The organism is Janthinobacterium sp. SUN137 (genome assembly GCF_030587265.1).
Taxonomy (GTDB): Bacteria; Pseudomonadota; Gammaproteobacteria; order Burkholderiales; family Burkholderiaceae_D; genus Janthinobacterium; species Janthinobacterium kumbetense.
Genome location: NZ_JAPWHZ010000004.1, coordinates 693,294 through 713,089, shown reverse-complemented (window position 1 = coordinate 713,089; position 19,796 = coordinate 693,294). Strand labels below are relative to the sequence as shown.

Here is a 19,796-nt window from a genome sequence, read left to right as displayed (position 1 = left end):
ACAGCTACGGCGGGCGCCCCGCCGCCACGGCGCCCGCCCCCGCTTCAGGTGCGCAAGAACTCCAGCAAGTCCTCGTTCAACCTATCCTTGTGCGTCGTCGCCAGGCCGTGCGGTGCGCCCGCATACACGAGCAATTTGCTGCCGATGATGAGCTCGGCAGTGCGGCGCGCCGAGGCGGCGATCGGCACGATCTGGTCGTCGTCGCCATGGATCACCAGGGTCGGCACGTCGAATCTGGCCAGGTCGCCCGTGAAATCCGTTTCCGAAAACTGCTTGACGCACAGGTAGGCGGCCGGCATGCCCGCCTGCATGCCTTGCCGCCAGAAACTGTCGCGCACGCCCTGCGACGGCTTCGCGCCGGGCCGGTTGTAGCCATAGAAGGGCTCGCTCAAGTCGCGGAAAAACTGGCTGCGGTCGGCCTGCACGCCCGCGCGGATGGCGTCGAACGCGGACAGCGGCAAGCCCAGCGGATTGTCGGCCGTTTGCAGCATCAGCGGCGGCACGGCGCCCACAAGCACGGCGCCGGCCAGGCGCTGCGTGCCGTGGCGGCCGATGTAGCGCGCCACTTCGCCGCCGCCCGTCGAATGGCCGACGAGGGTGGCGCCCGTCAAGTCCAGCGCGGCGATCAGGGCGGCCAGGTCGTCGGCATAGGTATCCATGTCGTTGCCGCCGAACGGCTGGCTGGAACGGCCGTGGCCGCGCCGGTCGTGCGCGATGACGCGGTAGCCGTGCGAGGCCAGATAGAACATCTGGTCTTCCCAGGCGTCGGACGACAGGGGCCAGCCGTGGCTGAAGACGACGGGCGGGCCGCTGCCCCAGTCCTTGTAGTAGATCAAGGTGCCGTCGGCGGTACGCAGGGTATTGCTCGATTGCAAGTCAGGGCGAGTCATGGAACGCTCCTTGTCGGTGGACCAGCAGCCATTGTGGCCCCAATCGGCTGGCGCGCGCCGCGCGCTACGCCAGAGCATTGCGGTAGAGTAAGATTACCGCTGCTTTGCTTTCCCGTATTCACTTTTGGAGTTGTCATGCGCTTTCCCTTCGTCCTCGCCGCCAGCCTGTTCAGCACGGCTACCCTCGCCCAACCGCTCGTTGCCGAGGCGCCCCTGCGCGCCCACCTGTCCTTCCTGGCCGACGACTTGCTGGAAGGACGCGGCACGGGCCAGCGCGGCGGCGACCTGGCCGTGCGCTACCTGGAAACGCAGGCGGCCGTGGCCGGCTTGCAGCCGTTGCCGGACGGCACGTATCGCCAGGCGCTGACCATCGTCGGCAGCAAGGCATTGCCATCGAGCACAGTGACCTTCAGCGCGGGCGGCAAGACCTTGTCTCCCGCCTTCGGCCAGGACATCGTCTTTGGCGCGGCGAATGGCCAGCAGAAAGTGGCGTTCGACGCGCCCGTCGTGTTCGCCGGCTACGGCATCCGCGCGCCCGAAGAGCAGTGGGACGACTTCAAGGGTGCTGATTTAAAAGGAAAAATGGTCATCCTGATGGTCAACGACCCGCAGCCGACCGTTGCCGAACCGAACCGCTTTGCCGGCAAGTCGCTGACCTGGTACGGCCGCTGGGTCTACAAGTACGAGGAAGCGCTGCGCCAGGGCGCCGCCGGCGTGCTGCTGATCCACACGACGGCGTCCGCGTCGTATCCGTGGTCGGTGCCGGCCAACGGTTTCGGCCATGAGCGCTTCAACCTGGCCGGCGCGGGCAATGCGATGGAAGGCTGGCTGCAGGAAGACATGGCGCGCGCCCTGTTCCAGGTGGGCGGGCAAGACCTCGATGCCTTGCGCGCGCAGGCGGAAACACGCGAGTTCCGTCCCGTGGCCTTGAACGCGACGGTCAAGGTGGTCTTGAACAGCCAGATCCGCAGCATCGAGCAATTCAACGTGGCCGGCATCGTGCCGGGCACGGATCCGAAACTCAAGGACGAAGCCGTGATTTACTCGGCCCACTGGGACCACCTGGGCAAGGATGACGAAGGCAACAGCCGCAGCGGCCAGAGCGACCACATCTACAACGGCGCCATCGACAACGCCTCGGGCGCGGCGGCCCTGCTGGCCATGGCGCAAGTTGCGGTAAAACAACCTGCACGGCGCACGCAGATCTTCCTGTGGCCGGCCGGCGAGGAAACGGGCATGCTGGGCAGCACGGCCTACACGCGCAAGCCCCTGTGGCCGCTGGCGAAAACGGCCGCCGACCTGAACCTCGACAGCATGAATTTCGTCGGCAAGACGCACGACATCGGCGTGGCCGGCGCCGAGCGCAGCAGCCTGTACGCGAGCGCCGCCAAGGTGGCCAAGCGCATGGGCCTGCGCCTGGCGCCCACCATTCCCGACCTGTCCGGCGCGTTTTACCGGGCCGACCATTTTGCCTTCGCCAAGGCTGGCGTGCCCGCCTTCAACGTGGGTTCGGCCGTGTTTTCCGGCGACGGTTCGTTCGACTTCGTCAAGGAGCCGAAAGCGTCCAGCGAACGCCTGGTGGCGTTCAAGAAGGATTACCACCAGGTAACGGATGAATACCACCCGTCGTGGGACCTGTCGGGCATGGTGCAGCAGGCGCAGTTCACCCTGAACCTCGGCTATGAAGTGGCGAACGACAAGAATTTGCCTACATGGAACAAGGGCGAAGCGTTTGGCAAGGTGAAACGCTAGGCGCCATGAAAAACACCGGCCTGTGCCGGTGTTTTTTAAGAGTGCTGGACAAAATGTTCAGGGCTAGGCGTGTTGCCGAAGACAGTACGAATGTACGGCGAGGCAACGCAACAACGCCATGGACTTTTTGTCAGGCGCTCTAAATTGCCATGATGCGTTTCAGGTCGACGAAGGCCGTTTCATACAGGTGCTGGAAGGCGCCGATCATGACTTCTTCCACGCCTTCGGCCGCGTCGAACTCGCTGGCCCATTCCGCCACGCAGGAAGCGCCGCCCGGCTCGCCCGTGACGCGCAGGGTGGAGCGGTAGTTCTTGACGGGGATCGGCCCCGAAACGATGGTGTAGCTGTAGCTCTTGTCCGCCTCGCTGTAGCTTTGCAGGCGTTCGGCGATGATGGCGCCGTCCGTGGTTTTCAGGCGGCGCACGCGGCCGCCGTGTTCGGACAGGCTGGTCTTGATCGAGCTCGACCATTCAGCCAGCGACTGGAAGCCGCCGATAAAATCCCACACGCGTTCGGCGCTTGCCGCCAATGTTACAGAAACAATTACTTGGGCCATCTTTAATTCGGTTCCTCATCCAGGTTTGCCGGGCGTTGCCCGGCACAGCCGCTATTTTAGCGCCCATGCGGCTTTGTTGCTGGGCGCGTATTGAGCTCGAGAATAACAACTGGCCGGCCTGGCGAGGCAGCCTTACAGGTTTTCCGCCAGGAAAATCAAGGAATTGCCGTGCGCGTGGGCGGCGGCGCGCTGCTGGTAGCTGTCGCGGTGGGTGCAGTTGAAACCGTGCTCGGCGCCCGGGTAGATATGGATTTCCACGTCTTGCCGGTCTTCGAAGCGTTCGGCGATCTTTTGCACGGCTTCCGGCGGAATGTGGCTGTCCTGGCCGCCGAAATGCATGAGCAGCGGCACCTGGATGCGGTCGGCCAGGTCCAGCTTGTTCTGGATGCCGCCGCCATAATAGGCGATGGCCGCGTCGACCAGGCCAGCCGCGGCCGTCTGGAACGACAAGCGGCCGCCGAAGCAGTAGCCGACGGACGCCAGCTTGCCCGTCACTTCCGGACGCGCGCGCAGGACGGCGATGGTGGCCTTGATATCGGCGTCGGCGTGGGCATTGTCGGTAGCTTGCATGAGTTCGACGGCGCGCTTCCAGCCGTCCGCGTCATAGCCCAGTTCGATGTGCGCACCGGCGCGCCAGAACAGGTCGGGCACCAGCACCACATAGCCATCGGCCGCGTACTGGTCGGCCACGGCGCGGATGTGCTCGTTGACGCCGAAAATTTCCTGCAACAGGATGATGGCGGGGCCCTTGCCCACGTGCGGCACGGCCAGGTAAGCCTGGAAGCTGCCGTCCGGGCCGGCGATATCGATCCACTGCGATGTTGTGCTCATAGAAACTCCAGTCTGAGGTTGGGGGGAATGCCACAGCCAGGCATGTTACTGGTTTTTCCCTCTTTCTGCGCCCACCCTTTGTCCTGGCTCAATACATCTCGCGCAGATAAATCACCGGGCCCGACTTGAAGACGCCAAAGACGACTGTGCCCACGGTGCTGGGCAAGTACGCGATGCCGGGCACGGACACATCGACGCTGCCGGTCTTGCCGGCGCCGGGCGCCGCCACAATCAGGCGTCTATTCGACGGCAAGATGCCCTTGTCGAACGTATAAGTAATAGTCGTGCCAGCGGGGAATGCAAAGTCCTTGCACGCCAGTGTTTTCTTACAATTGGCAAACACCACCTGCGCGCTGCCGAAGGCACTGATGCTGTCCAGCAGACTGGTGACCCAGGTCTTGCCGTCCCAGTACTGCGCCTGCACGGCCAGGCGCACGGGATAGCGCTCGGAACCGTAGTCATGCGGCACCATCAGGCGGCCCGTGAACACGGTCAGCTGCGCTTCCTTGCCATCGGCCGGCGCCGAGCTCACATTGCCAGCCGCCGGATAGGCATACGTCGCGCGCAGCAGCAGCCCCGTCGGCGATGCCAGCGCTGTCGGGTCCTTGGGCACGGCATAGGCGGCGGGGAAACTGTAGGCGATGGCGCGCGTGGCAACGCCATTGGTAAAACTGCTGACGGGTACGCCCGTCACGGCCGCAGGTACTGTTGCCCCGTCCGTCAGCGTGCTGCCCGATGGCGCCGTGGGCGGATAGCTGTTGTTCCCCGTGGCCGCGTCATATGGGACCAGCGGCACCTGCGTTTTATTGATGTCGGCATTCCTGGCGTCGAAGTTCTTCGTCTCGTTGCCGGCGGCCGTCTGGGCGCGGATGGTCAGGTCGAAGGGCTGGCGCGAATACACGGCGCGGTTGCCGGCGCACACGAGCGGCGCGCTGCACGGGAAGGGAAACTCCGTCTTCGTCCCCCCCGGGAGGTCCACTTGCTTGACGACCAATTCCGTTACAAAGTGGTGCGGGTAGAAGAGCACGGTATCGCTCGTCCCCGGCGACGTCAGGCTGCTGCCCAGATAACCGTTTTGCAGCGCGGCCGTGAAATTGATCTTGCCCACTTCGGGCCAGACCAGCGGCGGCGCCGCAATGATGCCCCCTTTCGTCACGAAATCGAGATCGCCGCTGACCTGCGGATTGACTACGCCTGTGTAGAGCGGCGCCAGCAGATTACGGTCGAGCACGACTGTTTGCACGGCGACACCGCTTTCGTTGCCGAAATTCTTCGTCACGGCACCGGCCGCGTTGACGGCCGATAACGTGATGGTCGTCCCCGCCACGAGGGGCGCTGCCGCCAGGCCCGCGCGCTGAATCGGCGCCAGCGTCGTGAACAGAAATTTCTTCGGCGCCACGACGACCGTGCCGTTGCCTTTCATGTCCAAACCTTTGTCGCTGCCGCTGTCCGGCTTGTAGGCAGCCGTCAGGATCAGCGCACCCGCGTCGGCATACAGCATGTTCGGCTTTGCCACGCCATCGGCGCCAAACGTCACATTCACCTTGGTGCTCGCCACGGCGCAGCTGCTCTGGTCGCTGCCAGCCAGGGCGACATAGCTATTTTGGACGCTGTCAAAGATGCGCGCAGGCAATGTTCCCTTGTCCGGATTGCTGTACCCGCAAGTCAGGTTCAATTGCTTGGTCTGGCTGGCAAACATGGGCACGCACACGTCCCTGTTGCCGGACGAGGTCTGCAAGGCGCTGATTTCCAGTACGGCCACGTCCTCCGCGTAGCGCGGAACGCCGCTTACCTGGAAGCCGCTGGAAAGAAAGCTGATCTGGCAATTGCTCGTGTTGCCGCCACTCTTGCACACCAGCGCGCCCGTCGTGGCGGGCGTGCTGACCAGGCTCAGGGTGGCGATGCCCACCGTGGTCTGGCGCACCGTGACATTGGGATTGACGCCGCTGGTATCGATCTGCGTCGGCACGCCGCCCGGGCTGACGGTGACGCTGGGGCTGGGACTACCCTTGTACACCGCGCTGCAGTTGGCATCGGCACAGGCAGTCACCGTCACCGTGGGTACCTGGCAAGTGAGCGCCGTCAGCGGGTGCTCGATCTGGAAATGGTGCAGTCCGGTCGGCGTACCGGGCCCGCACTTCGGCCCCATCGGTTCATTGAAGGCCCAGCCGCTGTTGTTCGTCACGCAACTGCACGGGTTCGACGGCGTATACGCCTTGCAAGTGATGGTTTGCTGCACCCGGCCCTGCCAGCCCAGGGTGATGTGGTCGACCTTGGCGTTGCCCGTGATATAGGCGTTGGACGAGTCGAGGGTCACCTCGCCAGCATCCACATTGCCCTTGATGCCATTGCCGGAGGCGATCGTCAAAGAATTGCTCGCGTCCACGTCGCCCGTGACGAGCAGGCCCGAGGCCTTCAAGTCGATGGTCGGCGATTTCAGGTTGCCCGTCACCTGGCTGCCGGAACCGATGGTCAGCGATGTGGTCGCCGTGATATCGCCCTGGATGCGGGTACTGGCGGGCAGGATGTTGACGACGGTGCCGCTGATGGCCCCGTTGATGACGGAACCCGAGGCAATTTCCACCGGGCCCTTGGCGCTGATCTTGCCCGTCACCTTGACGTTGTTCGAGCCCATCTTGATGGTCGTGGCCGAAATATTGGCCGTGACGGTCTGTTCCTGCGCGCCCATGAGGAAAGTGCCGCCTTCGGCTGTCAGGCTGCCCCCCGTTACTTTCAGGTTCGGCGGATTGATATCCTTGATATCCAGGTTGCCCTTGACCGTCAGCGTGGCGTCGCCGCTCATCGTCAAGCCCTGGTTATAACTCATCGCCAGGGAACTGTTGACCGTCACGGCATACGCGCTGCCGATGACGATGACGTCGGTAGAGCTCAGCGCCAGCGAGGCGCAAGTATATTGGGTGCTGGACGCCAGCAGGGTGCAGCCGCTGACGGCGCCGCCATTGAAGTTGAGCGTGGCCGCGTGGGCAAGGGATGAGCCCAGCAGCAATGTCAGGGCGGCAAAAATGTGGAGTAAGCGCACGATATCGAGGAATCCGGTGGGTGGGGAGCCAGCGGGCGCGCGGATTATTTCATGCTAACCTACGCCATCGCTGTTGTTGCATTATGGCAGTATTTATCCCCCTCGCGCATATCGCATGATCAAGCAAAGCCCCAAAGAATTCCCCCTGCGCACCGTCGACATCATCGTCTATCCCGGCTTCAAGGCGCTCGAAGCCATCGGCGCCATGAAGGTGTTTGACTACGCCAACACCCATTTGCGCCTGCGCAATCTGCCCGGCGGCTACGACGTGCGCATCGCCTCGACAGCCATCGGCCCGGTCGAGTCGGACACCCTGATGTCGCTGCACGCCAGCAAGGCGCTCGATGTGAACCGCCTGCCCGACCTGGCCGTCATCGTCGGCTGCCACCACGTCGAGCAAGTCTTGCAGGACATTCCCGCCCTCGCCGCCTGGGTGGCCGAGGCGGCGCCGCGCATCGATACCCTGGCGGCCCTGTGCACGGGCTGCTTCTTCCTGGCCGAGGCCGGCGTGCTCGACGGCAAGAGCGCCGCCACGCACTGGAGCGCCGTGGACAGCCTGCGCCAGCGCTATCCATTGATACAGGTCAATGCCGATGCGATTTTTGTACGGGAAGGGAAATTCTGGACGTCGGCCGGCGTGACGGCCGGCATCGACCTGGCGCTGGCCCTGGTGGAAGACGATTTCAGCCGCGATATCGCGCTGGAAGTGGCGCGCGACCTGGTCGTGTATCTGAAGCGGCCCGGCGGCCAGTCGCAGTTTTCCGTGCACCTGTCGAGCCAGATGACGACGCACCCGACCATCCGCCAGTTGCAGGGCTGGATCATGGAACATCTTGCCGAAGAGCTTACCGTGCCGCTGCTGGCGGCCAGGCTGGCCATGAGCGAACGCAATTTCACGCGCGTGTTCCAGCGCGAAACAGGCACCAGCCCCACGGAATTCATCGACACGGCCCGCTTTGAAGTGGCGCGTCGCTTGCTGGAAGACAATGTGTCTTCCTTAAAACAGGTGGCCGTACAGGCGGGCTTGCACAGCGAGGACAGGCTGCGCCGCCTGTTTCAAAAGAAACTCGCCATCACGCCGCGCGATTACCGCGAGCGCTTTTCCAGCACGGCGCGCTAGGCGCAGCGGGAATCAGCGCGGCTTGCCGTGACGCACGTGGCGCGTGGCCAGTTGGCGGCTCTGCCGGGCCAGCGGCGTAAACAGGAGTGCGCACAGCAGATACGTGGCCAGCAGCGCCAGCCAGATGGCGGGCGTGGCGAGGCTGGCGGCATTGCTCCACCACAAGGCCAGCAGGGAAGACAGGGCCGCGCCGAGAAAGACGGGCAGCATGCGGCGCAAGGTCGCGAGGTAGGCAGTGGCAAACATGGACGGCTCCCGAAGCAAGGCGGTGATGTCTTCACACTAGCAGGGGCAAGCAACGAAGTACAGCGCGCCGCCCTGCCCCGTCCGTCAAGTGTTGCGCAATGAGTACAGTCAGATAAAATTAATACAACACGACGGAACGGATCGATTCGCCGCTCTTCATCAGGTCGAAACCTTCGTTGATGCGTTCGAGCGGCAAGCGGTGCGTGATCAGGTCGTCAATGTTGAGCTTGCCTTCCATATACCAGTCGACGATCTTCGGCACGTCCGTGCGGCCCCGCGCGCCGCCGAAGGCCGAACCGCGCCATTCGCGTCCCGTCACCAGCTGGAATGGACGCGTGGAAATTTCCTGGCCCGCCGCCGCCACGCCGATGATGAACGATTTGCCCCAGCCCTTGTGCGTGCACTCGAGCGCCTGGCGCATCAGGGTCGTGTTGCCGACGCACTCGAACGAATAATCGGCGCCGCCGTCCGTCAGTTGCACGATGGCATCGACGACGTTTTCCACTTCGTTCGGATTGATAAAATGCGTCATGCCGAACTTGCGCGCGATGGCCTGGCGCGCCGGATTGATGTCGATGCCGATGATTTTATCGGCGCCCACCATCTTCGCCGCCTGGATCACGTTCAGGCCGATGCCGCCCAGGCCGAACACGGCCACGTTGGCGCCCGCCTCGACCTTGGCCGAGAACAGCACGGCGCCCACGCCCGTCGTCACGCCGCAGCCGATGTAGCACACCTTGTCGAACGGCGCGTCGGAGCGGATTTTCGCCAGGGCGATTTCCGGCACGACGATGTAATTGGAAAAGGTGGACGTGCCCATGTAGTGAAACAGCGGCTGGCCATTCAGCGAAAAGCGGCTGGTGGCGTCCGGCATCAGGCCGCGGCCCTGCGTGGAGCGGATGGCCTGGCACAGATTGGTCTTTTGCGACAGGCAGAATTTGCACTGTCGGCATTCCGGCGTGTACAGGGGAATGACGTGGTCATCCTTTTTCAGGGTCGTCACGCCCGGGCCCACGTCGACGACGACGCCGGCGCCTTCATGGCCGAGAATGGCGGGGAAGATGCCTTCCGGGTCGGCGCCGGACAGGGTGTAGTAATCGGTATGGCAGATGCCCGTGGCTTTCAGCTCGACCAGCACTTCGCCGGCGCGCGGGCCGGCCAGGTCGACTTCTTCGATGGTCAGCGGGGCGCCCGCTTTCCAGGCAATCGCGGCTTTGGTTTTCATATGTGTCATTCCTGCTCGGTTTCAGATGCGCCATTATCGGGCGCCGGCGGGCGCGGTGGCGCAAGTGCCGGCGCGCTTGTCTGAAAACGCGGCGCATTTGTCCGATGCCACCGTACGTTTGCGCCAGCTCAAACTTCCCGCCGCAAAGACGCGCATTCTTGGCACAAGCCCATCCCCTCTTGAGCAGCCATTGCGTCGTTCCCGCAGGAGACTGACATGCGCCATTTCCTTTCCCGCTTGCCGCTGCCCTGGCTGGCCCTGCTGCTGGCATGCTGCCTGGCGCTGCTGGCTGCTTGTGGCGGCGGCCATCACCACCCTGCGCCGGGCGCCACCACGGGAAACCTGACGGTCACCATCGGCGGCTTGCCGGCCGGCGTGGCAGGCGCCGTCACGGTCACGGGGCCGGCGTCGTACAGCAAGACGCTGACGGCCAGCACCACGCTCACCGGCCTGGCGCCCGGCGCCTACGCGGTTGGCGCCGCCAGCGTGACGCAAGGCACGGGGACGCTGGCGCCCACGCCCGTCACGCAACAGGTGCAAGTCACTGCGGGGGCGACGGCCAGCGCCAGCGTCACGTATGCGGCAGCCACGCCGCTGGCCCTGCGCCTGCAGGAAGTGGCCAGCGGACTGGATGCCCCCCTCTTCCTCACGGCGCCGCCCGGCGACAGCCGTTTGTTCATTGTCGAACGGGCCGGCCGCATCCGCGTGGTGCAGAACGGCAGCCTGCTGGCCACACCCTTCCTCGACATCAGTACGCTCACCACCACCAGCGGCGAACGGGGCTTGCTGTCGCTGGCCTTTCATCCGCAGTACGCCAGCAATGGCTATTTCTTCATCTATTACACCAACCTGGCCGGCGACATCGTCATCGAGCGGCGGCAAGTGTCGGCCGGCAACGCCAACGTGGCCGATCCCCTGTCCGCGCTGGCCATCCTCACGATTGCCCACCCCGCCTTCAGCAACCACAATGGCGGCTTGCTCAGCTTTGGCCCGGACGGCTATCTGTATGCGGGCACGGGCGACGGCGGCAGCGGCGGCGACCCGCCCGGCAACGCGCAAAACACGAATGTGCTGCTCGGTAAACTGCTGCGCCTGGACGTCAACGCCAGCAGCGTCGCCCAGCCGTACACCATTCCACCCGATAATCCCTTTGCCACGGCGGGCGGACGCCCTGAAATCTGGGCCTACGGCTTGCGCAATCCGTGGCGCTACGCCTTCGACGCGCCGGCCCAGCTGCTGTATATCGCCGATGTGGGCCAGGCCAGCTGGGAAGAGGTCGATGTGCGTCCCGCCTCCCAGGCGGGCAACAACTATGGCTGGAACATCATGGAAGGCGCGCAGTGCTACAACAGCAGCAGCAGCTGCAGCCAGGCGGGGCTGGTCTTGCCCGTCATCACCTACGGCCACGATACGGCCGGCGGCTGTTCGATCACGGGCGGCTATGTGTATCGGGGCGCGGCCCTGCCGGAACTGGCGGGGCAATACCTGTATTCCGACTACTGCAGCGGCTGGCTGAAGAGTTTCAGCTACGGCAATGGCACGGCCTCGACCGTGACGGACTGGGGTATCGCGAACGTGGGCAACATCGTGTCGTTCGGCCAGGATGGTCAAAACGAGCTGTACATGCTGAGCGGCACGGGCAAGGTGTACCGGATCGTGCGCAAATAAGCGTACGTGAATAGCGCGCGCAAGCAGTCATGGCGGCGCACGCCTGGGGCGGCATTTTTCGACGGGGTGCGGGGAACCGGCTAGAATTGGCATTTTCGCCGCGCCCTGCGCACCAGCCCAAGAGAACACCATGGCCCGTTTGAAACTTGAATTTCCCGAAGACCAGTACTGCTATTCCTCGCAACTGACGGTACGCACCACGGACATCAACGCCGGCAACCATCTCGGCAACGATTCCATGATTTCCATGATTTCCGAGGCCCGCGCCCGCTTCCTGTTCGAATATGGCGTGCGCGACATCGAAGCGGACGGTACCGGCATCATCGTCACCGACCTGGCCACCACCTACCGCGCCGAAGCCCATGCGCGCGACCAGTTGCTGTTCGAAGTGGGCGTCATGGATTTCAACAAGTATGGCGGCGACATCACTTTCCGCATCACGCGTCCGCGCGACAGCACCCTGATCGCGATGGCCAAGTCCGGCTTTGTGTTTTTCAACTATAAGCTCAGCCAGGTCGTGCCCATGCCGGAAGATTTCGGCAGCAAGTTCCCGCAGGTGAACTGGATCGATTGAGGCGCGGTACATTCCGGCCATCATCCTGTATGCTTGTCAGGATGATATGTAAAATTGACCTGCGCCGCGCCGGCGCCTGCCTGCTGGCCGCCCTCTGCGCGATGGCCGCACCCGGCATCGGCCATGCCGCGCCGCAAACCGTCATCCTGTACGGCGACGACGACTATGCGCCGTACAGCTATGTGGAAAACGGCGTCTTCAAGGGCATGTATGTCGATATCCTGCGCCAGGCGGCCAGCACGATGCCCGGCTACCGGCTGGAACTGCAGCCGCGCCCCTGGAAGCGGGGCCTCGATGCGCTGGAAAAGGGCCAGGTGTTCGGCCTGTTTCCGCCCGGACGCAAGACGGAACGGCCCTACGTGCAGCCGTATTCGGCCATGCTGTACCGCGAATCGGTGGTGCTGTTTTGCCATGACGCCGTCATGCGCACGCCGCGTACGCGGTTTCCCGCCGACTTTGCCGGCCTGACCATCGGCGTCAATACGGGTTTTTTACTCTCGGAAAAACTGATGGCGCCGGCCCGCGAGGGACTGCTGCGCCTGGAAGCGGCCAAGGGCAATGAAGCCAATCTGAAAAAACTGGCCTTGCGGCGCATCGATTGCTACGCCAGCGACCGCGGCGCGGCACGCCACACGGCGCGCCGGCTGGGCGGCGAACTGGCCCGTTACGGCTTTGCCTTGCACGAAGTGCTGGAATTGTCGTCCGAAGCCACGTATATCGCCTACAGTGCGCGCAACACGCCGGCCTACAAGGCCGACTTCGTCGCGCAGATGAATGCCGCCCTGCTGGCCCTGCGCCAAAGCGGCCAGCTGGCGCGCATCGAAGCGGCTTATTTGCGCTGAACGTCGCGCGGCTGCAAGGTCATGACGGGACGGCTGCGACCCTGGGGCTGGACGCCGAAGGTATTCTTGAACCAATCGTCGATCATGCGCTTTTCATAGCGCAAGGCATCGTTGCTGGGATAACGATTGATATGCTGCAAATAGGACATGTCCGACAGGTAGGCATTGCCGCTGGCGATGACCTTGCCCTGCTGCTCGAGCGTATAGCGCAAGCGCAGCCGCGGCCAGTCCGCGCGGCCCGTCATCAAGCGCACATCGAAGGCGCCGCGGCGCGCCGGGTCTTCGCGCCCCGCCAGGTCGACATCGGTGATCTCGATCCGGAGCTCCTGGCCATGCGGCAAGCCCTTGCCCAGCCAGCTAAAGTGATTGGCCAGGCCCTCCAGGACCTGCTCCCGGTCTCGCGAACTGAACGGTACATCGGAATAGTCGTCGGGCTTGTCGAACGTCACCTGGACGCCTGCCCAGGCGCTGCTGCCAGCAGCCAGCGCCAAGGCGGCTATCCATGCCTTCGTCATGCTGGAAATACGCATATGCATTCCTTTCAGAAAGTTCACGGGCAGGCAGCTGCCGCAATGCCGGCATCTGCCTGTTTCCCGTTTGACTATAGCCTGAAGTGAAAATTTCCGGAGCGCAATACGTTTCGTGCAGCGCAGGCCCGGCGCCCAGCCGCGCAGCCTACTTGCGGGCCTTGCGCTTGACCTTGATGCCAAAGGTATCGGCATACCATTCGTCGATCATCAGCTTTTCATAACGCAACTTTTCATTGCTGAAGTAAGGATTGATACGGCTCAGGTAAGACATGTCGGACAGCGCGGCATCGGCGCTGCTGATGACCTTGCCATTCTGTTCCAGCACATAGTGCAGGCGCATGCGCGGCCAGTCGACCCCGCCATTCATGACGCGGATATCCTGGCCGGCACGCAGGTTGGGATTCTCACGTCCCGCCAGGTCCACGTCCGTCACGTCGATTTTCAAGGTCTGCCCGGGTGGCAGCAATGCGCCCAGCTTTTCGAAATGCCGGCTCAGTTCTTTCAACACCTCTTCCCGCTCGTGCGGGTCGAACGGTACATCCGTGAATTGATCCGGCTTGCTGAAATGCACTTCCGTTCCTGCCCAGGCCGCGCTGCTGGCCAGCAAGGCCAGACCGGCGATCAGGGCGCGCGTCGTTTGCTTTTGCATGATGTACCCTTTCAGGAAATGTACGTGGCATGGCGCCACTTTCTTATGCTTGTTTAATATAACGCGCTACCTTCCATTCTGGCGCGTAATTCATACCTTGTTACTTTTCCGCTTTTCCGCCAGAACAGCAAGACGCCGTATTTTTTTACAGATTCATTGGCAATATTAACTAAAACAAAGTATTGTCTTGAAAATATAGTTGCCTAAGCGATAAAGTATAGATAGTGTCAGCAGCATGGATTTAAAGTGCCTTTTTGGCATGGATGTTGCATGATTTTAGTCAATTGTTCTTGCTTATTGTTAATACTTAGCTGTCAGTCTACAATCGACAAAATGCGCCCGAAAAACGCGCAACGCCAGTGGTGGCGCACAGCTTAGTCTGGCGCAGGCGTCTCAGCATTGCGTCAGTTATGCCTTTTAGCGGAACTCGTCCTTATGTCATTTTTGTCTTCAGCCTCGCCCAAGTTACCCCCCTGGAAAGTCCTGCTCGTCGACGATGAACCCGACATCCACGACATCACGGAACTGACGCTGAGCCGTTTCCGGCTGGAAGGCCGCGCGCTGAGCTTCGTGCATGCGTACAGCGGCGCCGAAGCCAAGCAGGTGCTGGCGCGCGAAGCAGGCATCGCGCTGGTGTTTCTCGACGTGGTGATGGAGCGCGAAGACAGCGGCCTGGAAGTGGCGCGCTGGATGCGCGAAGACCTGGGCAACCAGTTTACGCGCATCGTGCTGCGCACGGGACAGCCGGGACAGGCGCCGGAAGAACGGGTGATCGTCAACTACGACATCAACGACTACAAGGAAAAGACGGAACTGGACCGCACCAAGCTGTTCACCACCACCTTTGCCGCCCTGCGCGCCTACCGCGACATCATGAAGGTGGAAGAGGCTCGCCAGGCCCAGCTCCATTACCGCGAGGGACTCGAGCGCGTCATCGCCGCCTCGGCGCACATCTTCAAGCAGCGCAACCTGCGCGACTTCGCCAGCGGCCTGCTGCAGCAAGTCGTCGCCCTGCTGCGCCTGGAAACGAGCATGCTGCTGCGCCTGCGCGGCGCCAGCGCCATTTCGGGCGAACAGGATTATGAAATCCTCGCGCAGATCGGCGACACGGATGACGGCATCCTCAGCCCTTCCCTGCTGTCGCAGCTGGACGACGCCAAGAGCAACAAGATTTCGCGCCTGCACGGCGACACCTATGTCGGCTATTTCCCGAACAGCAGCGGCAAGGCCTCGCTGCTGGTACTCAAGGGCGTGGAAGAAATCTCCGACCTCGATGCGCAATTGCTGGAAGTCTTCTGTTCCGGCGTGGCCATCGCCTTCGACAATATCCTGCTGACGCAGGAAATCACCGATACCCAGGCCGAGCTGATCCTGCGCCTGGGCGACGTCGTCGAATCGCGCTCGCACGAAGGGGGCAACCACGTGCGCCGCATGGCCGAAGTGTGCCAGCTGCTGGCGCAGGCGTCCGGCATGTCGGAAGAAGAAACCATGGTGCTGCGCCATGCGGCGCCCATGCATGACATCGGCAAGATTTCCACGCCTGACGCCGTGCTGCTCAAACCGGGCAAGCTCGATGCGGCCGAATGGGAAATCATGAAGCAGCATCCGACGGTGGGCATGTCCATCCTCGACGGCTCGCAGCGCCCGCTGCTGAAGGCGGCCGCCGTGATTGCCCACCAGCACCACGAAAAATACGACGGCAGCGGCTACCCGCAAGGCCTGGTCGGCGAGCACATCCACAAATACGCGCGCATCGCCGCCGTCGCCGACGTCTTCGACGCCCTGATGCACAAGCGCTGCTACAAGGACGCCTGGCCCCTGGAGCGCGTGGTCAGCTACCTGCGCGAAGTCAGCGGCAGCCACCTGGATCCGCAATATGTGGAATTGCTGATTGCGAACCTGGATGAAGCGCTTGCGTTAAATCAACGTTTTCCAGACTAGCAGACCGGATTACGCAGTTCGTCCAAGAGCCAAGTGCCCCCTGAGCAATACGCACGCCGGCAAAACACGCTTCGGCCCAGGTCTCCAAGACGGGCATTCCGGGCCAAGCGGACCTGAAAAATGTCGAGGGCAAGGCGCAGCGACGCAGACAGTACGCATGTACGGCAAGGAGCTGCAACGCCGCCATCGGCATTTTCTCAGGCCCGCGTCTCCGGCCCGCCGCTTTTAGGTTTTCAAGGACACATCATTGAACCCGAGCGGGAAACGGATCTTGTAGTGCAATCCCATCCCCGGCGCGCTGACCACCTTCACCGTGCCGCCCAGCGGCCCCGTCACCAGGTTGTACAGGATATGCGCGCCCAGGCCGCTGCCGCCGGAACCCCGCTTGGTCGTGAAGAAAGGGTCAAACAGCTGGCCCAGGGTGGCGCTGTCCATGCCCATGCCGTCGTCGCTGTAGTCGAGTTCCAGCATCTCGCCGGCCGTGCGCACGCTGATCCTGATCTTGCCCGGCTCGCCTTCGACAAAGCCATGCACGAGTGAATTGACCACCATGTTCGTGACGATCTGCGAGACGGCGCCCGGATAGCTGCGCAGCTGCACCTCGGGCGCGCAATCGATCTCCACCTTGACGGGCTTGCCCTTCAGCTTGGGCTGCAAGGACAGCAGGATTTCATCGAGGTATTTGCGCAAGTTGAAGCTGCGCAATTCGTCCGACGACTGGTCCACGGCCACCTGCTTGAAGCTGCGCACCAGCGCCGCGGCGCGCTGCGTGTTCGTCGTCATGATGCGCAGGGTCTGGTCGATGATGTCGAAAAATTGCCGCAAGCCATCTTCATCGAGCTGGCCGCCTTCCAGGTCTTCGCGCGTGAGCTTCAATTCCTGCACCAAATGGCTGGTGGCCGTCACGCAAATGCCCAGCGGCGTATTGATTTCATGCGCCACGCCCGCCACCAGGCGCCCCAGCGAAGCCAGTTTTTCCTGGCGCACCAGTTCCGACTGCGCTTCCTGCAAGGCGCTCAGGGCGCTGTTCAGGGCCGCGTTCTGCTCTTCCAGCGCTTCCTTGGCGCGGCGCATGGCGCTGTCGGCCTGGATGCGGGCCATCGCCACGGCCACATGGCTGGCCATGAAGGCCAGCACGTCCAGTTCCGCCTGGCCATACACGACGGACGTGTCATAGCTTTGCACGATGATCACGCCATATTTCCGGTCGCCCAGCAGCATGGGCGCGCCCATCCAGCTGGCGATGCTGGTATTGCCCAGCGGCTCTTCCATTTCGCCGCTGGCCACCAGCGCCGCATAGCTGCCGGCATCGAGCAGGCAGGCTTGCCGCCGCGCCAGCACATAGGAACTCATGCCGATGCCGTAATGAAAGCGTTTCACGGGCGCCTGCGCATCCTTCTCGTCGACGAAATACGGGATCGTGATGTCCTTGTTATCCGGGTGGTACAGGGCGATGAGGAAATTCTTCGCCGTCACCAGCTCGCTGATGATGGCATGCAGGCGCGCGTACAGGGTCGTCGCATCGGATGCCTGCGCCGACAGGTTGGCGATTTCATACAGCGCATGCTGCAGGTTTTCCGCGCGGCGCCGCTCGGCCACCTCGTGCGCCAGCAGGGCCGTGCGCTCCTGCACCGCCTTTTCCAGCCGGTCCATGCTTTGCATGCCTTGCAGCGCGCTCGACACGTGCGTGGCGATCAGCGCGAACAGGGCCTGGTCTTCCAGGCTGAAGCGGTGCTGGGCGTCATAGCTCTGGATGACGATGGCGCCCAGCACCTGGTGCTGCTGGTCCAGCAGCGGACAGCCGATCCAGTGCTCGGCCGCCGTGCCCCCGCCCCAGGCGCCGCCGCCGATGGCGCGCATGGCGTCGTCGTCGGCCGTCATCACCAGCTGCTTGCGGTTGACGATGACCCACGCCGTGGGCGACTGCGCGGCGCTGGCCAGACGCACGCCCTCGTCCGGGTCGGGCGCGGCGTCGAATTCGTCGACAAAATAGGGAAAGCGCACGAGGCCGTCGTCGCGGTCGCTGAGCGCGACATAGAAGTTCGCCGCATACATGATGCGTCCCAGCGCCGCATGCACCGCCTGCAGGAATTCACTGATATCGCTGCAGGTGCTCGAGCGCTGCCCGATTTCCAGCAACACGGTTTGAACGGCTTCCAGGCGGCTGAGGCGGCTTTCCATGGGTGACTATGTACCTTGTGCAAGTATATGTTCTGAAAATCAATATTATCAGTTCAGCCCAGCCTTGGCACGGCATAAAACGGAGAATCTTGCCTTGAGGCAGAGCAACACACGCCACGCGCGCATTTGCCACGCTGGCAATACAGTGGCAGACTAGGCCCCTTCCTACAGACCAGACCGTCCTCATGACTGCCACGCTACGCGCCTCGCTTCGCCCCTACACCCTCGCCGGCCTGCTGGCCTTTGCCGCGCTGGGCATGCCGCCCCTGTGCGCCGCGCCAGCCAAGGCGCCGGCGGCGGAAACGGCCGATGGCGGACGCTATTTCGGCCCCCTCGTCGCGGGCAAGATGCATGGCCAGGGCCGGCTCGAATATGCGAGCGGCGCGTTTTACGAAGGGGGCTTCGCGCGCGGCGTGTTTTCCGGCCAGGGCAAGCTGCGCCAGGCGTCCGGCGTCGAATACACGGGCGCGTTCAGTCAGGGCGCCTTCGACGGCCTCGGCCGCTACACCTCGCCCAAGGGCGAAATTTACACGGGCAACTTCGTCAAGGGCAGCTTCGAGGGCGTGGGCCGCTTCCAGGGTGCCGACGGCGCCACCTTCGAAGGCCATTTCAAGCACTGGCGCCCGCACGGCGCCGGCAAGCTGACCGACACGGACGGCACCGTCTTCGAAGGCGAATTCGTCCAGGGCCAGGTGCAGGGCAAGGCCACCGTCACCACCAGCGACGGCATCCACTACGAAGGCGAGCTGAAGGACTGGAAATTCGAGGGCCAGGGCGTGCTGCGCACGGCCGAGGGCGACGAATACCGGGGCGGCTTCAAGAATGGCCAGTTCGACGGCAAGGGCGTGCTGCGCTATGCAGTGGCGCAGGCGGACGGCCGGCGCGAAGACAGCGGCAACTGGACGGAAGGCCAGCTGGACGATCCGGCCCTGGACAAGCTCACGCGCGACAATATCGAGCTGGCGCTGTACAACCAGCGCACCTTGCTCGACGGCGCCCTGGCCCGCATCGCGCCACGCGATGCGGCGAAAAAGATCAATCTGTATTTGCTGGGCGTGGCCGGCGATGGCGCACAGGAAGTGTTTCACCGCGAAACGGCCTTCGTGCAGCGCCAGTTCGACCGCGATTACGGCACCGTGGGCCGCTCCTTGATGCTCGTCAACAGCCGCAACACGGTGGCGCAGCAGCCGATGGCCACGCGCACCAGCATCGCCGCCAGCCTCGACGCGCTGGGTGCGAAGATGGACAAGGCCAACGACATCCTGTTCCTGTTCCTCACCAGCCACGGCTCGCCCGAGCACGAACTGGCGCTGGCGCAAAACGGCATGGACTTGCACAGCCTGCCCGCGCAAGAGCTGGCGTCCATGCTCAAGCACAGCGGCATCCGCTGGAAAGTCATCGTGATCTCGGCCTGCTATGCGGGCGGCTTCATTGCCCCCTTGAAAGATGACAACACCCTCATCATCACGGCCGCGCGCAGCGACCGCACCTCGTTCGGCTGCGACGACCAGAACGATTTTACGTATTTCAGCGAAGCGTATTTCAAGGAAGCCTTGCCGAAAAGCAGCAGCTTCACGGAAGCCTTCGACAAGGCCAAAGTGCTGGTGCAGGCGCGCGAAGCGGCCGATTTCAACGAGGGCGGCATGGAAGCGGAAGAGCATTCCGAGCCGCAACTGTTCCAGGGCAAGGCCATCGCCGCGCAATTGAAAGCGTGGCGCGCCCAGCCGCGCTGACATGGGCACGCCCGCCCG

Annotated in this window: 16 protein-coding genes; 7 read left to right on the top strand and 9 right to left on the bottom strand. The window is 63.3% G+C overall.

Annotation, left to right across the window (positions count from 1 at the left end; translation table 11 throughout):
* Positions 1–44: 44 nt before the first annotated feature.
* Positions 45–890, bottom strand: a complete 846-nt coding sequence (locus tag O3298_RS23680; RefSeq protein ID WP_305056698.1) for an alpha/beta fold hydrolase — start codon at positions 888–890, stop codon at positions 45–47.
* A 135-nt stretch (positions 891–1,025) separates the two neighbouring features.
* Here O3298_RS23680 and O3298_RS23675 point away from each other — a divergent pair, with 135 nt between their 5' ends.
* Complete coding sequence (locus tag O3298_RS23675) at positions 1,026–2,642, top strand: M28 family peptidase (protein ID WP_305060671.1); 1,617 nt, start codon at positions 1,026–1,028, stop codon at positions 2,640–2,642.
* 139 nt (positions 2,643–2,781) lie between these two features.
* Here O3298_RS23675 and O3298_RS23670 read toward each other — a convergent pair whose 3' ends face one another.
* The 3 genes from O3298_RS23670 to O3298_RS23660 form a co-directional block, all read right to left on the bottom strand.
* Positions 2,782–3,198, bottom strand: a complete 417-nt coding sequence (locus tag O3298_RS23670; RefSeq protein ID WP_289905649.1) for an SRPBCC family protein — start codon at positions 3,196–3,198, stop codon at positions 2,782–2,784.
* Positions 3,199–3,330: 132 nt separating this feature from the next.
* Entirely contained in the window at positions 3,331–4,029 is a 699-nt protein-coding gene (locus O3298_RS23665) for a dienelactone hydrolase family protein (protein WP_289905650.1), read from the bottom strand.
* A gap of 88 nt (positions 4,030–4,117) precedes the next feature.
* The gene (locus tag O3298_RS23660) at positions 4,118–7,069 is read right to left on the bottom strand and encodes a polymer-forming cytoskeletal protein (protein ID WP_305060670.1); all 2,952 of its coding nucleotides are present in this window, start codon (positions 7,067–7,069) and stop codon (positions 4,118–4,120) included.
* Positions 7,070–7,184: 115 nt separating this feature from the next.
* Here O3298_RS23660 and O3298_RS23655 point away from each other — a divergent pair, with 115 nt between their 5' ends.
* On the top strand, positions 7,185–8,189 hold the full coding sequence (locus tag O3298_RS23655; protein ID WP_077399151.1) for a GlxA family transcriptional regulator: 1,005 nt from the start codon (positions 7,185–7,187) through the stop codon (positions 8,187–8,189).
* A gap of 12 nt (positions 8,190–8,201) precedes the next feature.
* Here O3298_RS23655 and O3298_RS23650 read toward each other — a convergent pair whose 3' ends face one another.
* Positions 8,202–8,435 carry a hypothetical protein gene (locus O3298_RS23650; protein WP_034784311.1) on the bottom strand — a complete coding sequence of 78 codons (234 nt, stop codon included), beginning with the start codon at positions 8,433–8,435 and terminating at the stop codon, positions 8,202–8,204.
* 118 nt (positions 8,436–8,553) lie between these two features.
* Positions 8,554–9,660 carry an S-(hydroxymethyl)glutathione dehydrogenase/class III alcohol dehydrogenase gene (locus tag O3298_RS23645; protein ID WP_034753481.1) on the bottom strand — a complete coding sequence of 369 codons (1,107 nt, stop codon included), beginning with the start codon at positions 9,658–9,660 and terminating at the stop codon, positions 8,554–8,556.
* 216 nt (positions 9,661–9,876) lie between these two features.
* Here O3298_RS23645 and O3298_RS23640 point away from each other — a divergent pair, with 216 nt between their 5' ends.
* The 3 genes from O3298_RS23640 to O3298_RS23630 all read left to right on the top strand — a co-directional run bounded on the left by O3298_RS23640 (position 9,877) and on the right by O3298_RS23630 (position 12,744).
* Positions 9,877–11,328, top strand: coding sequence for a sorbosone dehydrogenase family protein (locus O3298_RS23640; protein WP_305060669.1), 1,452 nt, complete (start codon positions 9,877–9,879; stop codon positions 11,326–11,328).
* A gap of 130 nt (positions 11,329–11,458) precedes the next feature.
* The gene (locus tag O3298_RS23635; RefSeq protein WP_077399141.1) at positions 11,459–11,902 is read left to right on the top strand and encodes a thioesterase family protein; all 444 of its coding nucleotides are present in this window, start codon (positions 11,459–11,461) and stop codon (positions 11,900–11,902) included.
* Between the two features lie 41 nt (positions 11,903–11,943).
* Positions 11,944–12,744, top strand: coding sequence for an ABC transporter substrate-binding protein (locus tag O3298_RS23630; protein ID WP_305060668.1), 801 nt, complete (start codon positions 11,944–11,946; stop codon positions 12,742–12,744).
* Here the strand turns inward: O3298_RS23630 and O3298_RS23625 are convergent.
* Positions 12,732–13,274 carry a DUF3016 domain-containing protein gene (locus tag O3298_RS23625; RefSeq protein WP_305056692.1) on the bottom strand — a complete coding sequence of 181 codons (543 nt, stop codon included), beginning with the start codon at positions 13,272–13,274 and terminating at the stop codon, positions 12,732–12,734. The two genes, O3298_RS23630 and O3298_RS23625, sit on opposite strands and share 13 nt — an antisense overlap.
* A 145-nt stretch (positions 13,275–13,419) precedes the next feature.
* Positions 13,420–13,923: a DUF3016 domain-containing protein gene (locus O3298_RS23620; RefSeq protein WP_289919308.1), complete on the bottom strand. Its 504-nt coding sequence runs from the start codon at positions 13,921–13,923 to the stop codon at positions 13,420–13,422.
* Positions 13,924–14,358: 435 nt separating this feature from the next.
* On the opposite strand from O3298_RS23620, the gene O3298_RS23615 reads away from it, so the two are divergent.
* The gene (locus tag O3298_RS23615) at positions 14,359–15,864 is read left to right on the top strand and encodes a DUF3369 domain-containing protein (RefSeq protein ID WP_289919309.1); all 1,506 of its coding nucleotides are present in this window, start codon (positions 14,359–14,361) and stop codon (positions 15,862–15,864) included.
* Between the two features lie 225 nt (positions 15,865–16,089).
* On the opposite strand, the gene O3298_RS23610 is transcribed toward O3298_RS23615, so the two are convergent.
* Positions 16,090–18,045 (bottom strand): GAF domain-containing sensor histidine kinase, encoded by a 1,956-nt coding sequence (locus O3298_RS23610; RefSeq protein WP_305060667.1) that lies wholly within the window; start codon positions 18,043–18,045, stop codon positions 16,090–16,092.
* Between the two features lie 185 nt (positions 18,046–18,230).
* Between O3298_RS23610 and O3298_RS23605 the strand changes: the two genes are divergently transcribed.
* Complete coding sequence (locus tag O3298_RS23605; protein ID WP_289912294.1) at positions 18,231–19,778, top strand: C13 family peptidase; 1,548 nt, start codon at positions 18,231–18,233, stop codon at positions 19,776–19,778.
* Positions 19,779–19,796: the final 18 nt, after the last annotated feature.

Excerpts from the sequence above, each read along its gene's own strand:
- O3298_RS23680 (WP_305056698.1), bottom strand. The coding sequence starts at position 890 with ATGACTCGCCCTGACTTGCAATCGAGCAATACCCTGCGTACCGCCGAC.
- O3298_RS23675 (WP_305060671.1), top strand. The coding sequence starts at position 1,026 with ATGCGCTTTCCCTTCGTCCTCGCCGCCAGCCTGTTCAGCACGGCTACC.
- O3298_RS23670 (WP_289905649.1), bottom strand. The coding sequence starts at position 3,198 with ATGGCCCAAGTAATTGTTTCTGTAACATTGGCGGCAAGCGCCGAACGC.
- O3298_RS23665 (WP_289905650.1), bottom strand. The coding sequence starts at position 4,029 with ATGAGCACAACATCGCAGTGGATCGATATCGCCGGCCCGGACGGCAGC.
- O3298_RS23655 (WP_077399151.1), top strand. The coding sequence starts at position 7,185 with ATGATCAAGCAAAGCCCCAAAGAATTCCCCCTGCGCACCGTCGACATC.
- O3298_RS23650 (WP_034784311.1), bottom strand. The coding sequence starts at position 8,435 with ATGTTTGCCACTGCCTACCTCGCGACCTTGCGCCGCATGCTGCCCGTC.
- O3298_RS23645 (WP_034753481.1), bottom strand. The coding sequence starts at position 9,660 with ATGAAAACCAAAGCCGCGATTGCCTGGAAAGCGGGCGCCCCGCTGACC.
- O3298_RS23640 (WP_305060669.1), top strand. The coding sequence starts at position 9,877 with ATGCGCCATTTCCTTTCCCGCTTGCCGCTGCCCTGGCTGGCCCTGCTG.
- O3298_RS23635 (WP_077399141.1), top strand. The coding sequence starts at position 11,459 with ATGGCCCGTTTGAAACTTGAATTTCCCGAAGACCAGTACTGCTATTCC.
- O3298_RS23630 (WP_305060668.1), top strand. The coding sequence starts at position 11,944 with ATGATATGTAAAATTGACCTGCGCCGCGCCGGCGCCTGCCTGCTGGCC.
- O3298_RS23625 (WP_305056692.1), bottom strand. The coding sequence starts at position 13,274 with ATGCGTATTTCCAGCATGACGAAGGCATGGATAGCCGCCTTGGCGCTG.
- O3298_RS23620 (WP_289919308.1), bottom strand. The coding sequence starts at position 13,923 with ATGCAAAAGCAAACGACGCGCGCCCTGATCGCCGGTCTGGCCTTGCTG.
- O3298_RS23615 (WP_289919309.1), top strand. The coding sequence starts at position 14,359 with ATGTCATTTTTGTCTTCAGCCTCGCCCAAGTTACCCCCCTGGAAAGTC.
- O3298_RS23610 (WP_305060667.1), bottom strand. The coding sequence starts at position 18,045 with ATGGAAAGCCGCCTCAGCCGCCTGGAAGCCGTTCAAACCGTGTTGCTG.
- O3298_RS23605 (WP_289912294.1), top strand. The coding sequence starts at position 18,231 with ATGACTGCCACGCTACGCGCCTCGCTTCGCCCCTACACCCTCGCCGGC.